The sequence below is a fragment of the Rhodococcus oxybenzonivorans genome (genome assembly GCF_003130705.1).
Classification (GTDB): Bacteria; Actinomycetota; Actinomycetes; order Mycobacteriales; family Mycobacteriaceae; genus Rhodococcus_F; species Rhodococcus_F oxybenzonivorans.
Window position 1 is genome coordinate 3,671,840 of sequence record NZ_CP021354.1, and the last position, 16,361, is coordinate 3,688,200.

Genomic DNA, 16,361 nt, shown 5'->3' on the forward strand with positions numbered 1-16,361 from the left:
GCCACACGAACCGGGACCTACGATTCGCCCCGCAACTCGTAATACGGGTTGAAGATCACCTTCTGGCCGTCGCGATCACCGACACGACCCCGGACCAACAGGGTTTTACCGGGTTCGATCCCCGGAATCCTGCGTCTTCCGATCCAGACCAGCTTGACCTGTTCGGTGCCGTCGAAGAACTCCGCTTCGATGCTGGCATTGCCGGACTTGGGACACGCCTCGACGCTGCGGAGCCGGCCCAGCATGGTTACTTCCTCGCCGCGGCTGCAGTCGCAGGCCCGCTGCGCGCCGGACGCCTGAGACGTCTCGGCCATTTCCTCGGCGTCCAGCTGATCGAGGTCTTCGGTGAGCCTGCGAGTGAGCCGACGAAAATATCCTGCCGTGGCGGGTGCCATTGCGCGCTCCTGGAGCATGTGCGGCGCGAGATCTTCGCGCCGCTCGTAGGGCTGTGTAATCGCCACTGTAGACCCAATGCTTCGCGGCAACCACACGACCACAGTGGCATCACGACGGACCAGGCAAGATCACCTCATGCCTTCGACATACCGGCCACGCACGGCCGTGGTCCTGCCAGGAACGGGATCCGACGCGGACTTCGTTGCACGGGCCTTTACGGAGCCACTTGCCCGGCGCGGGGTTCGCACGCTGGCCGTCGACCCGGACCCCCGAAGGGTCGTCGGAAGCTACGTGGACGCACTGAACACTGCCGCCGCGGCCGGTGAACCGATTCTGGTCGGTGGAGTCTCCCTCGGCGCCGCGGTTGCGCTGCAGTGGGCTGCGACCCACCACGAACACACGGCCGGTGTGCTGGCGGCTCTCCCGGCCTGGACCGGAACGGCCGAGGATGCGCCAGCGGCTGCGAGCGCACGCTTCACGGCGGCCCGGCTGCGCGCGGACGGCCTCGAACAGGTGACCGCCGAGATGGTCGCATCCAGTCCGCCCTGGCTCGGCCGCGAACTGGCGAAGTCGTGGCGGTCGCAGTGGCCGCATCTTCCGGCTGCCCTGGACGAGGCGTCGCGGTATCACGGTCCCGCCGAGGACGACCTCGAACGGATCGACGTGCCGGTAGGCATCGCCGCGGCCACCGACGACGCCGTTCACCCGATCGAGGTGGCCCGAACGTGGGCCGCTCTGCTACCGCACGCGGGCCTGGTGACCGTGTCACTCGACGACATCGGCGTGGACCCGGCGGTACTCGGATACGCGAGCCTGCGCGGGCTGGACTCGGTACTGCGCCGGCCCTGAGTGCGTCAGCGGCCCAGCTGCTGCATCGCGGAGCCTGATTCGCCGCGCCGTTGTTGGGGCGGAGCCGGTGCCGGCTGCCCGTCCTGGGGTTGCGCGGAAGCCGTTTCGGGCTGCGCGCCGGATTGCTGCGGAGCAGGCTGGGCGGCGGCTTGCTGCTGAGCCAGCTGCTGCTGGTGGGCCGCCGCGAGCTGCTGGGCGAGAGCCTGCGGCAGGACGACCGGGAGCGGGGTCCGGACCGGGTGCGGTTCGGTTCCCCGCTTGACCACGGTGTCCCGCAGAATGGCCCGGGCTGTGGCGACGAGGTCGGAGTCGGCGGTGTTTCCGCCACTGGGACCGGCGACGACGCACCGCACCATCCACCGGTAACCGTCCACTCCGATGAAGCGAAGGTCTGCGTTGGGCGTCACGGCGAAGACCTCACGTCCCCACGGCCCGTTCTCGATGCTGACGGTGGCGTTGTCACCCCTCAGGGACTCGGCGAGGTCGCCGGCCACTTCCCGCCACTGGCCGGGTGACTTGGGTGCGGCGTACGCCGCGACCGTGATCCGTCCGAGCTGGGTGACCAGATGAACAGCCTGCGGAGAACCGTCGGGCGCCATCTCGACCTGCAACTGAGCGCCCTGAGGCATCGGGACGAGCACCGACCCGAGATCGAGCCGGGTCCCCACCTCGCCCACCGTGAGGTCGGCATCCGATTCGAGGTCGTCGGCGTCGTAGGGACCGCCGTCCACGTCGCTGATCGCGTCGTAATCGTCCTCGGCATCGTCGTAGTCGTCAGCGGTGGTTGCCGCGTCGGCATCGTCGAAGAAACCGGGACGGTCCTCCTCGGATTCGTTCTTCTTGCGGCGTCCGAACATGATCACGCTCCTTCTCTGGCGTTGCCGACAAGGCTGGCATGGCCTCCGCTCGACCCGTGTCCGTCGGTGCCGCGGGTGGTGTCGTCGAGCGACTCCACCTCGACGAAGGACACCAATTCCACACGCTGAACCAGCAGCTGTGCGATGCGGTCGCCGCGGCGGATCTCGATCGGTGTCTCACGATCGTGGTTGATCAGGCAGACCTTGATCTCGCCGCGGTACCCGGCGTCGATGGTGCCGGGCGTGTTGACCACCGACAGTCCCGACTTCGCGGCCAGACCGGACCGGGGGTGAATCAGCCCGACGGTGCCCAAGGGCAGGGCGATCGCGATTCCGGTACCGACGAGGGCGCGCTGACCCGGTTCGAGGGTGAGATCGGACGTGCTGCACAGGTCGACACCGGCGTCGCCGTCGTGCGCGCGTCGCGGTACCGGAATGGCTGGATCCAACCGCTGGAGGGCAACAGGGGGAAGGGCTGCAGTTCCTCCGAGAGGAAGGCCGGGAGATAGGTCGCTCACGTGCACCGAGCCTACTCGTAGGCAGCGACTATCCTGGTGGCGTGTCAGAAACGTCCAGGCCCGAAGCCGCGCCCACCGACCACACCTCGCCGACGCTGTACTCGGAACGCCTCTGGGTACCCGTCTGGTGGTGGATCGCGGGCCTCTTCGTCGCCGGACTGCTGGCTGCAGAGGTACACATGGGTGCGCCCGGCGTTCGTGCCTGGTTGCCCTACGTCCTGCTACTTCCCCTCCCGATCTGGGGATTGGTGTGGCTCAGCAGAACGAGAGTCGAACTCGTCGACGAGGCGGACGGCGTCCACCTCCGGGTCGGACAGGCTCACCTGCCGGTCGATGTCATCGCGCGGGTTGCCGAGGTTCCCGCCACCGCGAAGAGCGCAGCACTAGGACGGCAGCTCGACCCGGCCGCCTTCGTGCAGCATCGGGTGTGGGTGAAGACGATGGTGCTGATCGTCCTGGACGATCCCGAGGATCCGACTCCGTACTGGTTGATCAGCACCCGACGGCCGGCCGAATTGCTGGCCGCTCTCGATCGTGCGCGCCCCGAGGAACACTGAACCGGGTCCCGTACCGGCGGTACCGGCACGGTCCGCTCCGCAGACACAACGGACGGATCAGTCCGCGGGCACATAAAACGGACGGTGGTATTCCACCGTCCGTCGCATGCGCTCGTACGTCAGGCTGCGCAGTCCCTGCACACGAGCACTCCGCCTGCATCGGTGGCGAGGCGGCTGCGGTGGTGCACGAGGAAGCAGCTCGAACAAGTGAACTCGTCGGCCTGCTTGGGGATGACCCGCACCGAGAGTTCCTCGCCGGACAGGTCGGCGCCCGGAAGTTCGAACGATTCCGCGGTATCGGATTCGTCTACGTCGACAACAGCCGACTGAGCCTCGTTGCGTCGCGCCTTGAGCTCCTCCAGCGAATCCTCCGAAACCTCGTCGGACTCCGTTCGCCGCGGTGCGTCGTAGTCAGTTGCCATGTCGTCTTCCCCTCATCTTCTTTCATGTATCCCGGCCTCGCGGGGCCCGTCGAACGGAAGTCGGTCGATCGTCCACACGAAAACCGCCTCGGCGCAGATCACACCCGCGGCCTGCACAACGTTGCAGCGGCCGCCCACGTGCCCGGATCCAGTTCCCGGGGACATGATGTGCGCCTCACTTCGTCTCTTCTGTCCGCCCTCGTCGTACGTGCATTTAACGACTGGGGCCGCCAGACAGTAGCCGAAGGGAGTACAAAAGTCGTAACCGAATCAACGGATCGCGCAAATTGTCTGCTAATCGTCACCAACCCCACAGCAAGCTGTGACATTTGACAACCGGGACGGGTACGGAGATATGACACTGGTGGGATCTAAGGTAGGTGCCGAACCTGCGCCACAACGTGTGGCCGGGCCCTGTATCGATGCGCTGTACGGGGTGGACGTCCCCAGCGCTGTTCGTAGGAGAGGTCGAGGCACACTGTGGTTTCACTGATCACCGAAGGCAGTTCGCGCGACGAGAACGGTCGTCCGTTCCGGCGACGGCGAAGTTTGCCCATTCTTGTGGTGTTCGCGGTTCTCGCCCTACTCGGCGCAGTGGTGTGGGCGGGCATTCTGGGCGAGGACGAAAACCTCGCCACCACCGTGGATTGCAACGCTCCTGCGCCGGCGTCGCAACCGGCGGATCCGGCGGCCCCGCCGCAACAGACTCTCGGCGAGAAGGTGGACCCGTCGACGCTCCGGGACGTCGAGCCGGCCGCCCTGTCCGCCACCAAGGTGCGGGTGTTCAACGCGAACGGTGAGCACGGCCAGGCAGCCCAGGTCGCCGCCCAGCTGAGCGACTACGGCTTCGCGAGCGCACCCGACGTGCAAGCCGGCAACGACCCGATCTACCTCGACCAGAACATGCAGTGTCAGGGGCAGCTGCGGTTCGGTCCTCAGGGTCTCGCCGCCGCGAGCGCCGTCTGGCTGGTGGCGCCGTGCGCGGAACTGATCCAGGATGCACGCACCGACGACACCGTCGATCTTGCGCTCGGCACCTACTTCCGGAAGATCTCACCGAACACCGACGCCGAGGAGGTGTTGCGGTCCCTGAAGGATCCTCCTCCGGGAACGCAGCCCGCCCCACTCGACATCGACCTGCTGAAGGCCGCTCGCACCGCCCGCTGCTGATCCCGCGGCCGTTACTCCGGGATCGGCCGGTCGCATCCGACCTCCGCGAACAATGCGTCGAGGGCGTCGGCGATGCCGGGGGCGGCAGCGACGGTGATCTCCCCGTCGGCGCTGGAGGTGTGCGGTGACGGGACGCGTACGCGGGCGCCCGCCTCCGCGGCGATCAGCGATCCGGCGGCCCAGTCCCAGGGGCTCAACCCGTGTTCGAAGTGGGCATCCACCCGGCCCGCAGCGACCATGCACAGATCGAGCGCCGCTGAGCCGATGCGTCGGATGTCCCGCACGCGCGGCAGAATGTCGCCGATCAGTGCGCCCTGTACGGCGCGCCTGCCTGCGCCGTATCCGAATCCTGTGGCGAGCAGAGTCATCGACAGCTCGCGGACAGGGTTGCAGCGTAGTTCGCTCACCCGACCGTCCACATCAGTCATCGTGGCACCGCGGCCCGACGCGGCGGAGTAGGTCGACTGCGCCGCCACGTCGACGACCGCCCCGGCGACCGAGACCCCGTCGATCTGCGCCGCCACCGACACGGCGTAGGCCGGTACGCCGTACAAGAAGTTCACCGTGCCATCGATCGGATCCACCACCCACCGCACGCCGTCGAGCGAATCCCCCTCTCCCCCACCTTCTTCCCCGAGGATCGCATCGTCCGGACGCCACTGCGCGAGGCGCTCCCGGATGACGAGTTCAGCTTCGGTGTCGACCACCGTCACAGGATCGGTCGGACTACTCTTCGACGCTACCGAGTCGCCGGAACCCAGTCGGCTCCCGACGATCCCGAAAACCTCGGGCCGCCGGGCGCGGACATGAGCCGCGGCCTCCTGCGCCACCGCCACGGCAACCTCGCGGAGATGCTGGGGATCGGGGGCGGTGTGGCCTCGGACAGTGTCTCGACTCTGGGGTGCGTGCACAGACCCATCGGATCACACTTCCCCTGCCTCCCACCACCGCTGGAGGCACGGTGGGGCCTCCGTGTCATCCACCCAACTCGGCACAACCCATTAGTGTGACGATCAGCAGGAGCGTTTCCGAGCACGCCACAGTCGACACGGAGGAGTACACGCGATGACCAGGACCGGGTTCGGCGTCGACGTCGGAGGCAGTGGCGTCAAGGGCGGTGTGGTGGACCTCGAGACCGGCAAGCTGGTCGGGGATCGCATCAAGATTCTCACTCCACAACCGTCCACGCCGGAGGCTGTCGCCGACACCGTCGCCGAAATCGTTCGTCAAGCGTCGTGGGACGGGCCGGTGGGGATCACCTTGCCGAGCGTCGTCACCGGCGGAGTCGCCCGGTCCGCGGCGAACATCGACAAGAAGTGGATCGGTACGGACGCCCGTGCACTGTTCAGCGAGGCGCTCGGCGGACGGAACGTCACCGTCCTCAACGACGCCGACGCCGCCGGGATCGCCGAGGACGCCCTCGGCGCCGGCAGGGACGCCAAGGGCGTCATCATCCTCCTCACCTTCGGTACGGGTATCGGATCGGCGATCCTCCACAACGGCGTCCTGCTTCCCAACACCGAGTTCGGGCACATGGAAGTGGACGGAAAGGAAGCCGAGCATCGTGCGGCGTCCTCGGTCAAAGAGGACAAGGATCTCTCCTACAAGGAGTGGGCGGTGGAGGTGTCCCGGGTGCTCACCCGCTTCGAGGACCTCCTGTGGCCGGATCTGTTCATCGCCGGGGGCGGAATCAGCCGCAAACACGAGAAGTGGATTCCGCATCTCACCAACCGGACCACCGTCGTACCTGCTGCCCTCCTGAACTCGGCGGGCATCGTCGGCGCTGCTCTGGCGGTCGAAACGGGCATCGCTCCGTAACTGTTTCGGATAGGTCGTTACAATGGAAGAGCCCGGCTGCGCGCCGGCAAAACCAGTAGACCTCTCCGCCGGATGACCACTCTGGCGTGACGCCGCACGACACCGTCACGAAAGGGCGTACGTGGCAGCCACCGATACACGTCAGACTGCTGATTCGACTTCAGAGTCAGGACCGGAAGCACCAGTCGCACAGGCCGCCGACGGAACTGCTTCGGCAGTCGAGGAAGCTCCCGCGAAGAAGGCTCCGGCCAAGAAGGCTCCCGCCAAGAAAGCAGCGGCAAAGAAGGCTCCTGCGAAGAAGGCAGCAGCAAAGAAGGCGGGCGGCAAGAAGGCCACGTCCGGCAAGACCGGCGACGGTGAGGACGGCCCCGACGAGGATGTCGCGGACATCGAGGACATCGACATCACCGAGGGCGACCTCGCGGAGGTCGAGTCCGATGTCGTCGAGGTCGTTGCAGTCGGCGAGGAGGACGAAGCCGAAGAGCCGTCCGACAAGGACAAGGCATCCGGCGACTTCGTGTGGGACGAGGAAGAGTCGGAGGCGCTCCGGCAGGCCCGCAAGGACGCCGAACTGACGGCCTCGGCCGACTCGGTCCGCGCCTACCTCAAGCAGATCGGCAAGGTCGCCCTCCTGAACGCCGAGGAGGAGGTGGAACTCGCCAAGCGGATCGAGGCGGGCTTGTACGCCACCCAGATCATGCAGGAGCTCGCCGACGCGGGCGAGAAGCTCCCCGCCGCCCAGCGTCGCGACATGAGCTGGATCTGCCGTGACGGCAACCGCGCCAAAAACCACCTGCTCGAGGCGAATCTTCGCCTCGTGGTGTCGTTGGCCAAGCGCTACACCGGCCGCGGCATGGCTTTCCTCGACCTCATCCAGGAAGGCAACCTGGGCCTCATCCGTGCAGTCGAGAAGTTCGACTACACCAAGGGCTACAAGTTCTCGACCTACGCAACGTGGTGGATCCGTCAGGCCATCACCCGCGCCATGGCGGACCAGGCACGCACCATCCGTATCCCGGTGCACATGGTCGAGGTCATCAACAAGCTCGGCCGCATCCAGCGTGAACTGCTCCAGGACCTGGGTCGCGAACCCACTCCCGAAGAGCTCGCGAAGGAAATGGACATCACGCCGGAGAAGGTGCTGGAAATCCAGCAGTACGCCCGTGAGCCCATCTCCCTCGACCAGACCATCGGCGACGAGGGCGACAGCCAGCTCGGTGACTTCATCGAGGACTCCGAAGCTGTCGTGGCCGTCGACGCCGTGTCGTTCACGTTGTTGCAGGACCAGCTGCAGTCGGTACTCGAGACGCTCTCCGAGCGCGAAGCAGGTGTCGTCCGGCTCCGCTTCGGACTCACCGACGGGCAGCCGCGCACGCTCGACGAGATCGGACAGGTGTACGGCGTCACGCGCGAGCGCATCCGTCAGATCGAATCCAAGACCATGTCGAAGCTGCGCCACCCGTCCCGGTCCCAGGTGCTGCGCGACTACCTGGACTAGACGCACAGATCACACGACGATGCCCCGGACTTCCCAGTCCGGGGCATCGTCGTGTCGTAGTGACCGGTGTCGGGGCCCTCAGGCGCTCGCGCGCACTCGCAGCCACGCCTCGGCGACCGGTTCGACGACCCGCGCCGCGATGGGTCCGATGACAGCCATCAGGAGAACGTAGGCCGTGGCGAGGGCGACGAGTTGACTTTCGACTGCACCGGCCGCCACGGCGAGTCCGGCGATGACGATCGAGAATTCCCCCCGCGCAATCAGCGCCACCCCGGCCCTGGCGCGGCCCAGGCGGCCGACACCCTGTTGTTTGGCCGCCCACGCACCGGTAATCATCTTGGTGAGCGCTGTGGTGACCGCCAGCAGGACGGCCCAGCCGAGGACCGGGGGAATTGCCGTCGGATCCGTATTGAGACCGAACACGACGAAGAACATGGCGGCGAAGAGATCGCGGAGGGGTTCGAGGACACGGCTCGCGTTGTGCGCGGTCGAACCGGAAATCGCGATCCCCAGCAGGAAGGCCCCCACCGCAGCCGACACCTGCATCGCCGAACTGATCCCGGCGATCAGAAGGGCTGCGCCGAGCAACTTCAACAACAACGTCTCACTGTCCGGGCTGTCCAGCACAGCGGAGACGTAGCGTCCGTACCGCAGGGCGATCACCAGGACGACCGAGATCACTATCAGCGAGATGCCGACTGCCTCGAGGCCACCGGCGATACTGACCCCGGCGAGCAACGCGGTGAGGATCGGAAGGTAGACGGCCATCGCGAGGTCCTCGAACACCAGGATGGACAGCACGACCGGAGTTTCCCGGTTGCCGAGGCGGCCGAGATCGGTGAGGACCTTCGCGATGATGCCGGAGGACGAGATGTAGGTGACGCCGCCCAGCACCACCGCCCCGGTGGTCCCCCAGCCGAGGAATAGCGCGACGGCCGCGCCCGGCGCGGCGTTCAGAACCAGATCGACGACACCGGCCATCCACGATCTGCGTAAACCGGTGACGAGCTCCGAGGCCGTGTACTCGAGGCCGAGAAGCAGCAGGAGCAGTACGACACCGATCTCACTGGCGATATGGCTGAACTCACTGATGTCTCCGAGCTGGACGAAGCCGCCACTGCCGAAGCACAGCCCGCCCAGCAGGTAGAACGGGATCGGCGACATGCCGAATCGTGCCGCGAGGCGGCCGAGAAGCCCGAGCGCGAAGAACACCGCGCCCAGTTCGATGAGCGCGAGCGTGGTGGTGTTCACGGGACTGTCAGCCGTTGGCCAGGAGCTTGGCCGCTGCGTCCAGTCCCTCTGTGGTTCCGACGGTAACCAGAAGATCGCCTGACGTGAGCATGAAATCCGGCTTCGGCGACGGGTACACCTCGCCCGCCCGCATCACCGCGACGATCGAGACCCCGGTACGGGTACGCATCGCCGTATCCCCGAGCGGACGACCGTCGAACCGGGAATCTTCCTTGATGTAGAGCTGCTTGGTGCGGATTCCCGGGAGGTCGCGATGCTCCTCTTCCAATTGGGCCACCAGTTGCGGCGCACCCAGCAGATTGCTGAGGACCGCCGCCTCCTCGGTACTCAACGGCAGGGACGCGGCGCACGCGTCGGGGTCGTCCTGTTTCGACACGATCAGGTCTGTGCGACCGTCACGATGGCTGACGACACCGATACGACGTCCGGAGGCGAGTACGAAGTCTTTGCGTACGCCGATTCCGGGTAGAGGCGTCACTTCTACGTTCATGCCTCCACGGTAGTCCCGCGGGGCGACACGGCGGTGTCGGGCGCGCGAGAGGGTGTTCGGCGACCCGCGCGGTCTTTCGGTTCCGTCACACCAGAGCGGGAAACCGGCCGTCGGCGCCGGGACGGTAGTCCTCGATCGAGGTGACCGCAGCCAACGGCAGTGGCCCGTAGAGGTGGGGAAAGAGCATCGAGGACGGGTCGGTCGGCACACCGGGCTCCCAGAGCACCGGCGAGCCGAGAGCGGTCGGATCGAGCCACAGAATGACCAGATCTGAGCGCCCCGCGAAGAGCCGGTTGGCCGGCAGGTGCACCTGCGCCGGCGTCGACAGGTGAATGAATCCGTCGGCGCCGAACGACTCCGGTACGCGCCGGCCGCTTCCGAGCGCCTCATTCCACTCGTCGCGGCTACAGATGTGCACGAGCGCCTGTTCCGAATTCACTCGGCGAGAATAGCGTTTCGACGCGGGAGGGCGAATCAGCTGTCAGCGAACTCATACCGCGAAGTCTGTTCATATTCGCCCTCGTCACGGGGTGTTGCGCAGGTTTCAGAGCTGTTTCGTGTGTGATGCAACACTGAGAAACGCCTACGGGAACAACGCGTAAACCGCAAACGTCTGACAGAGTAGATCCACCGCGCCACCCCGACGCGGCGGACCAAGGCCCCAGGCACTCGGCACCAGTCGAAAGCCAGTACGGAGGAGTCATGCCCGGAACACTGACCAGCCCCCCGTTGACCGCAGCCGACCGGTGCGACCGGTGCGGTGCGGGAGCCCGCGTTCGCGCGGTACTTCCGACCGGAGGAGAGTTGCTCTTCTGCGGTCACCACGCCAACGAGCACGCAGACCGTCTTCGCGAGATGAACGCCACGATCGTGTCCGAAGCCGAAGCTGCAATCTGATACGTCAGCCCGGGTGACCCGTCCCAGGCTCACCTCTTCAGACCGAGAGACCGGCGAGTGCCTGCACTCGCCGGTCTCTTCTGTGTCGCCCACATTTGCACGAGTTACCACTGGCGCAGGGTGGCGATCCGATCGGTCAGCTGCTCGACGGTCGCAATGGCAGTCGGCGGTCCACCACAGACGCGGCGCAGTTCCCCGTGGATGGTGCCGTGCGGCTTTCCTGTCCTGTGGTGGTGCATCGCGACGAGACTGTTCAACTCGCGCCGGAGCTGGGCGAGCTGCCCAGCTGCTGCCACCCTCTCGGCGACCTGCGGGACCGGTGGCGCAACGACGGGCGCGGCCTCCGGCTTGCTGATCTGCTCCTGCTGGCGTTGACGAAGTAGCGCACGCATCTGCTCGGCGTCGAGCAGCCCCGGCAATCCCAGGTAATCCGCCTCCTCGTCCGAACCGGAGAAGGTCGCCGTCCCGAAGGACGAACCGTCGTAGATCACCTGATCGAGTTCCGCGTCGGCGCCGATCGAAGTGAACGCCTTCTCGTCCTCCCCGAGCTCGTCCTTCTGCTTGTTCGCATCGGCGAGGAGGTCGTCGTCGAACCCTTCCTTCTCCCGATGCGGCTTACCCAGTACGTGATCTCGCTGCGCCTCGAGCTGGCTGGCAAGGTCGAGGAGAACCGGCACCGACGGAAGGAAGACGCTGGCGGTCTCACCCTTGCGCCGCGACCGCACGAAGCGTCCGATCGCCTGCGCGAAATACAGCGGGGTGGACGCACTGGTGGCGTAGACACCGACGGCCAAGCGGGGAACGTCGACACCCTCGGACACCATCCGGACGGCGACCATCCATTTCTGGGTACTTGCGCCGAATTCCGCGATCCGCTTGGAGGCCGTCGGGTCGTCCGAGAGCACGACGACCGGTTCTTCGCCGGTCACGGCCGTCAACGTCTGGGCATATGCGCGGGCAACCGTCTGATCGGTGGCGATGACGAGTCCGCCCGCGTCCGGCATGCCACCCGCACGTAGCTGTCCGAGCCGGGTGTCGGCGGCGTGCAGCACAGCCGGAATCCAGTCGCCCGCAGGGTCGAGCGCGGTTCGCCAGGCGCGCGCAGTCTGTTCCGCGCTGAGGGGCTCGCCCAGTCGAGCCGAGAATTCCTCGCCCGCATTGTTCCGCCACCGGGCCTCACCGGAATATGCGAGGAACACCACCGGCCGGACGACTCCGTCGGCGAGCGCATCGGAATATCCGTACGAGTGATCGGCTTTCGACCGGAGAAGCCCCTCACGGTCGGGTTCGTACGTGACGAAGGGAATCGCGCTGTCGTCGCTTCGAAAGGGCGTTCCGGTCAGCGCAAGCCGGCGCGTGGCATCACCGAATGCCTCACGGATCGCATCTCCCCAGCTCTTCGCGTCACCGCCGTGGTGGATCTCGTCGAGGATCACCAGCGTGCGTCGGCTCTCGGTGCGCACCCGGTGCTTGAACGGGTGGGAAGCCACCTGCGCGTAGGTGACCACCACACCCTGGTAATCACTCGAGGTCTGCCCGGTCGAGTTGGAGAAGTACGAGTCCAGGGCGATCCCGTTACGGGTTGCCGACTCGGCCCACTGGTGTTTGAGGTGTTCGGTGGGTGCGACCACCGTCACCTGGTCGACCGTGCGGTCCCGCAGCAGTTCCGACGCCACGCGTAGCGCGAACGTCGTCTTACCGGCACCCGGTGTTGCGACAGCGAGGAAATCGCGCGGACCGGTGGACAGGTATTTGGCCAGGGCACGGCGCTGCCAAGCACGCAGTGACCCCGCCGCCGGTCGAGCTGGTTCGGTCTGAGCGAGATATGCCTCGGTGCCCACTATCTGCGCCGCCCCGGGACCTACGGTCTCAGCACTCACTGGCGGCCCTCCGCTGACATGGCACTGTTTGCTGCACTCCTCGTGTATCCGTCCGACGTGTTCCGGTCCAGCCCCGCGGGCGCTGTCCGTCAAGGAGCCTAGCGCCCGAGTCCGACTCGAACGGCATTCGCGGCGCCCGGCAGCGGCAGATTCTTTGCGACACGAGGAAGGCAGCGGTGGGCAACCGGGCGTGTCGTCAGGGATGCTGGAGGAATCATGAGCGAAACGCGCGCGAAGGCGTCGGACAGAGGCGCCGCCCGACACCGAGCGCGGTGGCATCCGCTACGCCGGACGCTGCGCGTGATCACGCACACAGCGAGCCAGGCGTGGGACGACTCGATCTTCGCCAAGGCGGCGACCGCTGCGTTCTGGCAGACGCTCTCGCTGCCCCCGCTCCTGCTGGGACTGCTCGGGATGCTCGGTTACGTGGGGGGATGGTTCGGGCCGGACACTGTCGACATCATCCAGTCCAAGATCATCACCTTCAGTGGAACCGTATTCAGCGACAGCGTGGTCGAGGAGATCATCCGCCCCACCGTCGGTGACGTGCTGCGTCAAGGTCGCCCGGAGATCGTCTCCCTGAGTTTCCTGCTGTCGCTGTGGGCCGGATCGTCCGCGATCTCGACGTTCGTGGACTCGATCGTGGAGGCACACGGGCAGCAGGAGGCACGCCACCCCGTCTGGCAGCGGGTGTTCGCGTTGTTGCTCTACGTCGCTTTTCTCGTCCTCGCGGTGTTCACCCTGCCGCTGGTTGCCCTGGGACCTACCCTTGTCGGCCAGGTCCTGCCCGAGGCGTGGCGCACCATCGGAACGGAGATCGTGGACACGTTCTACTACCCGGGTGTCGGATTGCTCATGATCATCGGCCTGACCACCCTGTACAAGGTGGCGCTGCCGAAGTCGCTGCCCTGGCACCGCCTGCTCGGCGGCGCACTCGTGGCGGGAGTCTTCTTCCTGGCCGCCAGCACGGGCCTGCGGCGGTACCTGAGCTGGGCGACCGGTACCGGATACACGTACGGGGCGCTCGCCGCCCCGATCGCGTTCTTACTCTTCACGTTCTTCCTCGGTTTCGCCGTGGTTCTGGGCGCCGAGTTCAACGCAACGATTCAGGAGTTCTGGCCGGCCCGCGCGACTCGCATCGATCAGATGCGGGACTGGATCGCCGCCCAAGCCGATAGCCCCTCGACGGGTCCGGTGACCAACCTCACCCGCCGCATCGCCACGGGACCGATCAACATCATCGGCGACCGCAATCGGCAAGGCGGAAGACATGAGGCCTCCGACGGGGACGCCACACCGGACCGTCCCCGAGACGGCAGCCCGAAGGACGGCAGCCCGAAAGACGCCAGGCCGGAAGAGGGGGTCCTACGGGACGAAACCCCCGCGTCCCCCGGTCTGTGTGAACCGTCGACGCCTCAGTCGCCCTTGCGCAACCCCTCGTAGATCTTCTTGCAATCGGGGCAGACGGGTGATCCCGGCTTCGCGGACTTGGTGACCGGGAAGACCTCACCGCACAGCGCGACGACGTGCGTGCCCATCACAGCGCTCTCGGCGATCTTGTTCTTCTTCACGTAGTGGAAGAACTTCGGGGTGTCGTCATCGGTCGACTCGTCAGTGGTGACGTCGGGCCGTTCCTTTGTTTGAGTGCTCACCCCTCAATAATGCCGCAACGGCCCGAGGATCCCACCCCCACGACCCGCCGTGTGCATTTGCTCCCCGACAGTGGAACAGTGGAGGCATGGCCCGAAGTGCAGGGTTCGGCGCATCAGGCGAAGCCGGCTCACCGAACAACCCGGTTCTCATCACCGAAGCGGCGCGATCCATCGAGGATCAGCACCGCGCGCGTGTCCGCAAGTACCTGATCATCATGTCCTTCCGCTTCCCCGCACTTATTTTCTCGGCGGCGGCCTACGGCATCTGGGGCAATGCCTGGATCTCCATGGCGATCATCGGTCTGTCCATCCCGTTGCCGTGGATCGCAGTCCTCATCGCGAACGACCGGCCTCCGCGCACCAAGGACGAACCGAGTCGGTACGACCATCGAGACACCACCGCTCTGCCTGCGCCGCCGCACCGAACGATCGAAGGCTGACACCGGAGCGCGACCTGCAACAATGCACCGGTGAACCGCAACACGCTGCTGTCGATCTGCGCTCCCCTGCGAGAAGCTCTCCTTCGCAACCGGTATGACACCGACACCCTGCTCGACACGCTGGGCCCGGACATCCATGCCGCACTGGGCCGCAACGAGCCCGTCCCGGTCCGGCGGGCCAGCGCGAGCTGCGGTGAACTCGGAACACTGATCCGGTTGTTCCTTCTCGGCGACGACTGCCCGATCGCCGAGGTCGCGGCCGCACTCCACCCGCTGAGCGTCGAGGCGGCGGTCGACGCGGGTCTCCTCGCGAGCGATGCCGGTGTCGTCCGCGCGGCACTGGACCTCCGGCCCATCGATACCGGCTCCGGAAATCGGTGGGTGCTTTCGGACCTCGACGGGTCGATGCGCCCCCGCGAGACTGCGGTCGATCACGTCATCGGGGTGGGCCACGCCTCTCTGTCCTTGTTGCAGGCCACCCCGGGTGCGCCCGTCGGGTCTCTCCTCGACGTGGGAACGGGGTGTGGCATCCAGGCCCTGCACGGAACGTCCTATGCGCAGTCGGTCACCGCGACCGACCTGAACGTCAGGGCGGTGGATCTGGCAGCCGTCACGATGGCCCTCAACGAAGAGGAGGTCGAACTGCTGACCGGGTCGTGGTTCGAGCCGGTGGAGGGCCGCACTTTCGACCAGGTCGTCGCGAATCCGCCGTTCGTCGTCAGCCGAGCGACAGTGGGCCACACGTATCGCGACTCCGGCCTCGACCTCGACGGTGCGAGCCGACTGATGATCTCCCGGTCTCCCGACTACCTGTCTCCCGGCGGCACCGCCGCGCTCCTCGCGTCCTGGGTCCACGTCGCGGGAGAGGACTGGCGGAGCCGGGTGGCGTCATGGTTGCCCGCACACGGCATCGACGCGTGGGTGGTCCAGCGGGACGTGGCCGACCCAGCCCTCTACGTGGGTACCTGGATGCGCGACGGTGGACTGGACACCAAGGATCCCTCTGCCGCCGCGACGGCCGAGCAGTGGCTCGATCACCTCGAGAGCGCCGATGTCGAGGGAGTCGGATTCGGGTTCGTCTACCTGCGCCGGACCGACGCGCCCAGTGACCTCCTGGCCGAGGATCTCACGCACGGTTTCGACGATCCGCTGGGGGCGGAGGCGCTCGCCTACTTCGACCGGGTGGCGTGGTTGCGCGAGAACGACGTGCTCACGGCCCGCTTCCACGTGCAGGAGAGCACAGCGCTCGAGCGGGTCTTCCTCCCCGGTGAGGAGGGGTGGACTCAGGTGGTCGCACGACTGCATCGCGGGAACGGTCCCGCATGGCAGCACGAGATCGACGACCTGGTCGCCTCCCTCGTCGCGGGAATGCGGAGCGACGGTCTCGTTCTGGGAGAACTGATCGATCTCCTGGCTGCCGCGCACGACATGGTTGCCACCGTCCTCGCCGAGTCGGCGATACCGCTCGTGCACTCTCTCGTGCGGCACGGTTTGGTGCTGCCGGTGTAGCCGCTGGGGTTACGTGCGGTTCCCCTTATACGTGTTCTCAGCAACTTCTCAGGACCGAACGTACGAAGTCGCAGGTCAGAGCCCTCCTGCCGAAAAGTGTCCGGGAACTTTCCGTGCCAGTCGGAGCGTTGTTCCCTATGAGACACCACCGATGAGG

19 protein-coding genes are annotated in these 16,361 nt (G+C 66.4%); 9 read left to right on the plus strand and 10 right to left on the minus strand.

Annotation, left to right across the window (positions count from 1 at the left end; genetic code table 11):
• Positions 1-17: 17 nt before the first annotated feature.
• A complete protein-coding gene (locus CBI38_RS17240; protein ID WP_109330649.1) occupies positions 18-395 on the minus strand; it encodes an OB-fold nucleic acid binding domain-containing protein in 378 nt (125 codons plus the stop codon).
• Between the two features lie 136 nt (positions 396-531).
• On the opposite strand from CBI38_RS17240, the gene CBI38_RS17245 reads away from it, so the two are divergent.
• A complete protein-coding gene (locus tag CBI38_RS17245) occupies positions 532-1,245 on the plus strand; it encodes an alpha/beta fold hydrolase (protein ID WP_109330651.1) in 714 nt (237 codons plus the stop codon).
• A 5-nt stretch (positions 1,246-1,250) separates the two neighbouring features.
• On the opposite strand, the gene CBI38_RS17250 is transcribed toward CBI38_RS17245, so the two are convergent.
• Positions 1,251-2,102: a DUF3710 domain-containing protein gene (locus CBI38_RS17250; RefSeq protein ID WP_109330653.1), complete on the minus strand. Its 852-nt coding sequence runs from the start codon at positions 2,100-2,102 to the stop codon at positions 1,251-1,253.
• A gap of 2 nt (positions 2,103-2,104) precedes the next feature.
• On the minus strand, positions 2,105-2,626 hold the full coding sequence (gene dut / locus CBI38_RS17255) for a dUTP diphosphatase (RefSeq protein WP_201453471.1): 522 nt from the start codon (positions 2,624-2,626) through the stop codon (positions 2,105-2,107).
• A 35-nt stretch (positions 2,627-2,661) separates the two neighbouring features.
• On the opposite strand from dut, the gene CBI38_RS17260 reads away from it, so the two are divergent.
• Positions 2,662-3,177 carry a DUF3093 domain-containing protein gene (locus tag CBI38_RS17260; RefSeq protein ID WP_109330655.1) on the plus strand — a complete coding sequence of 172 codons (516 nt, stop codon included), beginning with the start codon at positions 2,662-2,664 and terminating at the stop codon, positions 3,175-3,177.
• 119 nt (positions 3,178-3,296) lie between these two features.
• Here the strand turns inward: CBI38_RS17260 and CBI38_RS17265 are convergent, their stop codons facing one another.
• A complete protein-coding gene (locus tag CBI38_RS17265; RefSeq protein ID WP_109330657.1) occupies positions 3,297-3,599 on the minus strand; it encodes a DUF4193 domain-containing protein in 303 nt (100 codons plus the stop codon).
• 480 nt (positions 3,600-4,079) lie between these two features.
• Between CBI38_RS17265 and cei the strand changes: the two genes are divergently transcribed.
• On the plus strand, positions 4,080-4,769 hold the full coding sequence (gene cei, locus CBI38_RS17270; protein WP_109330659.1) for an envelope integrity protein Cei: 690 nt from the start codon (positions 4,080-4,082) through the stop codon (positions 4,767-4,769).
• An 11-nt stretch (positions 4,770-4,780) separates the two neighbouring features.
• Here cei and CBI38_RS17275 read toward each other — a convergent pair whose 3' ends face one another.
• Positions 4,781-5,680, minus strand: coding sequence for an inositol monophosphatase family protein (locus tag CBI38_RS17275; protein ID WP_109330661.1), 900 nt, complete (start codon positions 5,678-5,680; stop codon positions 4,781-4,783).
• Between the two features lie 154 nt (positions 5,681-5,834).
• Here CBI38_RS17275 and ppgK point away from each other — a divergent pair, with 154 nt between their 5' ends.
• On the plus strand, positions 5,835-6,587 hold the full coding sequence (gene ppgK / locus CBI38_RS17280; RefSeq protein ID WP_109330663.1) for a polyphosphate--glucose phosphotransferase: 753 nt from the start codon (positions 5,835-5,837) through the stop codon (positions 6,585-6,587).
• 121 nt (positions 6,588-6,708) lie between these two features.
• Positions 6,709-8,085 (plus strand): RNA polymerase sigma factor, encoded by a 1,377-nt coding sequence (locus tag CBI38_RS17285; RefSeq protein ID WP_109330665.1) that lies wholly within the window; start codon positions 6,709-6,711, stop codon positions 8,083-8,085.
• Positions 8,086-8,163: 78 nt separating this feature from the next.
• Here the strand turns inward: CBI38_RS17285 and CBI38_RS17290 are convergent, their stop codons facing one another.
• The 3 genes from CBI38_RS17290 to CBI38_RS17300 all read right to left on the minus strand — a co-directional run bounded on the left by CBI38_RS17290 (position 8,164) and on the right by CBI38_RS17300 (position 10,265).
• On the minus strand, positions 8,164-9,336 hold the full coding sequence (locus tag CBI38_RS17290; RefSeq protein ID WP_109330667.1) for a cation:proton antiporter: 1,173 nt from the start codon (positions 9,334-9,336) through the stop codon (positions 8,164-8,166).
• 7 nt (positions 9,337-9,343) lie between these two features.
• The gene (locus CBI38_RS17295) at positions 9,344-9,826 is read right to left on the minus strand and encodes a cation:proton antiporter regulatory subunit (protein ID WP_109330669.1); all 483 of its coding nucleotides are present in this window, start codon (positions 9,824-9,826) and stop codon (positions 9,344-9,346) included.
• An 85-nt stretch (positions 9,827-9,911) separates the two neighbouring features.
• Positions 9,912-10,265 (minus strand): DUF952 domain-containing protein, encoded by a 354-nt coding sequence (locus tag CBI38_RS17300; RefSeq protein WP_109330671.1) that lies wholly within the window; start codon positions 10,263-10,265, stop codon positions 9,912-9,914.
• A 263-nt stretch (positions 10,266-10,528) separates the two neighbouring features.
• Here CBI38_RS17300 and CBI38_RS17305 point away from each other — a divergent pair, with 263 nt between their 5' ends.
• Positions 10,529-10,723 carry a DUF7455 domain-containing protein gene (locus tag CBI38_RS17305; protein ID WP_005240831.1) on the plus strand — a complete coding sequence of 65 codons (195 nt, stop codon included), beginning with the start codon at positions 10,529-10,531 and terminating at the stop codon, positions 10,721-10,723.
• Between the two features lie 104 nt (positions 10,724-10,827).
• Here the strand turns inward: CBI38_RS17305 and CBI38_RS17310 are convergent, their stop codons facing one another.
• Positions 10,828-12,603, minus strand: coding sequence for a DEAD/DEAH box helicase (locus CBI38_RS17310; RefSeq protein ID WP_418328265.1), 1,776 nt, complete (start codon positions 12,601-12,603; stop codon positions 10,828-10,830).
• Between the two features lie 216 nt (positions 12,604-12,819).
• Here CBI38_RS17310 and CBI38_RS17315 point away from each other — a divergent pair, with 216 nt between their 5' ends.
• On the plus strand, positions 12,820-14,046 hold the full coding sequence (locus CBI38_RS17315) for a YihY/virulence factor BrkB family protein (RefSeq protein WP_109330673.1): 1,227 nt from the start codon (positions 12,820-12,822) through the stop codon (positions 14,044-14,046).
• On the opposite strand, the gene CBI38_RS17320 is transcribed toward CBI38_RS17315, so the two are convergent.
• On the minus strand, positions 14,019-14,255 hold the full coding sequence (locus tag CBI38_RS17320; RefSeq protein ID WP_005240826.1) for a DUF3039 domain-containing protein: 237 nt from the start codon (positions 14,253-14,255) through the stop codon (positions 14,019-14,021). The two genes, CBI38_RS17315 and CBI38_RS17320, sit on opposite strands and share 28 nt — an antisense overlap.
• A gap of 86 nt (positions 14,256-14,341) precedes the next feature.
• On the opposite strand from CBI38_RS17320, the gene CBI38_RS17325 reads away from it, so the two are divergent.
• Together CBI38_RS17325 and CBI38_RS17330 are read left to right on the plus strand one after the other, a co-directional pair.
• On the plus strand, positions 14,342-14,695 hold the full coding sequence (locus CBI38_RS17325) for a DUF3099 domain-containing protein (RefSeq protein WP_109330675.1): 354 nt from the start codon (positions 14,342-14,344) through the stop codon (positions 14,693-14,695).
• A 30-nt stretch (positions 14,696-14,725) separates the two neighbouring features.
• On the plus strand, positions 14,726-16,204 hold the full coding sequence (locus CBI38_RS17330; protein ID WP_109330677.1) for a DUF7782 domain-containing protein: 1,479 nt from the start codon (positions 14,726-14,728) through the stop codon (positions 16,202-16,204).
• Positions 16,205-16,361: the final 157 nt, after the last annotated feature.

Coding starts and splice junctions, on each gene's coding strand:
- CBI38_RS17240 (WP_109330649.1), bottom strand. CDS start 395: ATGGCACCCGCCACGGCAGGATATTTTCGTCGGCTCACTCGCAGGCTC.
- CBI38_RS17245 (WP_109330651.1), top strand. CDS start 532: ATGCCTTCGACATACCGGCCACGCACGGCCGTGGTCCTGCCAGGAACG.
- CBI38_RS17250 (WP_109330653.1), bottom strand. CDS start 2,102: ATGTTCGGACGCCGCAAGAAGAACGAATCCGAGGAGGACCGTCCCGGT.
- CBI38_RS17265 (WP_109330657.1), bottom strand. CDS start 3,599: ATGGCAACTGACTACGACGCACCGCGGCGAACGGAGTCCGACGAGGTT.
- ppgK (WP_109330663.1), top strand. CDS start 5,835: ATGACCAGGACCGGGTTCGGCGTCGACGTCGGAGGCAGTGGCGTCAAG.
- CBI38_RS17295 (WP_109330669.1), bottom strand. CDS start 9,826: ATGAACGTAGAAGTGACGCCTCTACCCGGAATCGGCGTACGCAAAGAC.
- CBI38_RS17305 (WP_005240831.1), top strand. CDS start 10,529: ATGCCCGGAACACTGACCAGCCCCCCGTTGACCGCAGCCGACCGGTGC.
- CBI38_RS17315 (WP_109330673.1), top strand. CDS start 12,820: ATGAGCGAAACGCGCGCGAAGGCGTCGGACAGAGGCGCCGCCCGACAC.
- CBI38_RS17325 (WP_109330675.1), top strand. CDS start 14,342: ATGGCCCGAAGTGCAGGGTTCGGCGCATCAGGCGAAGCCGGCTCACCG.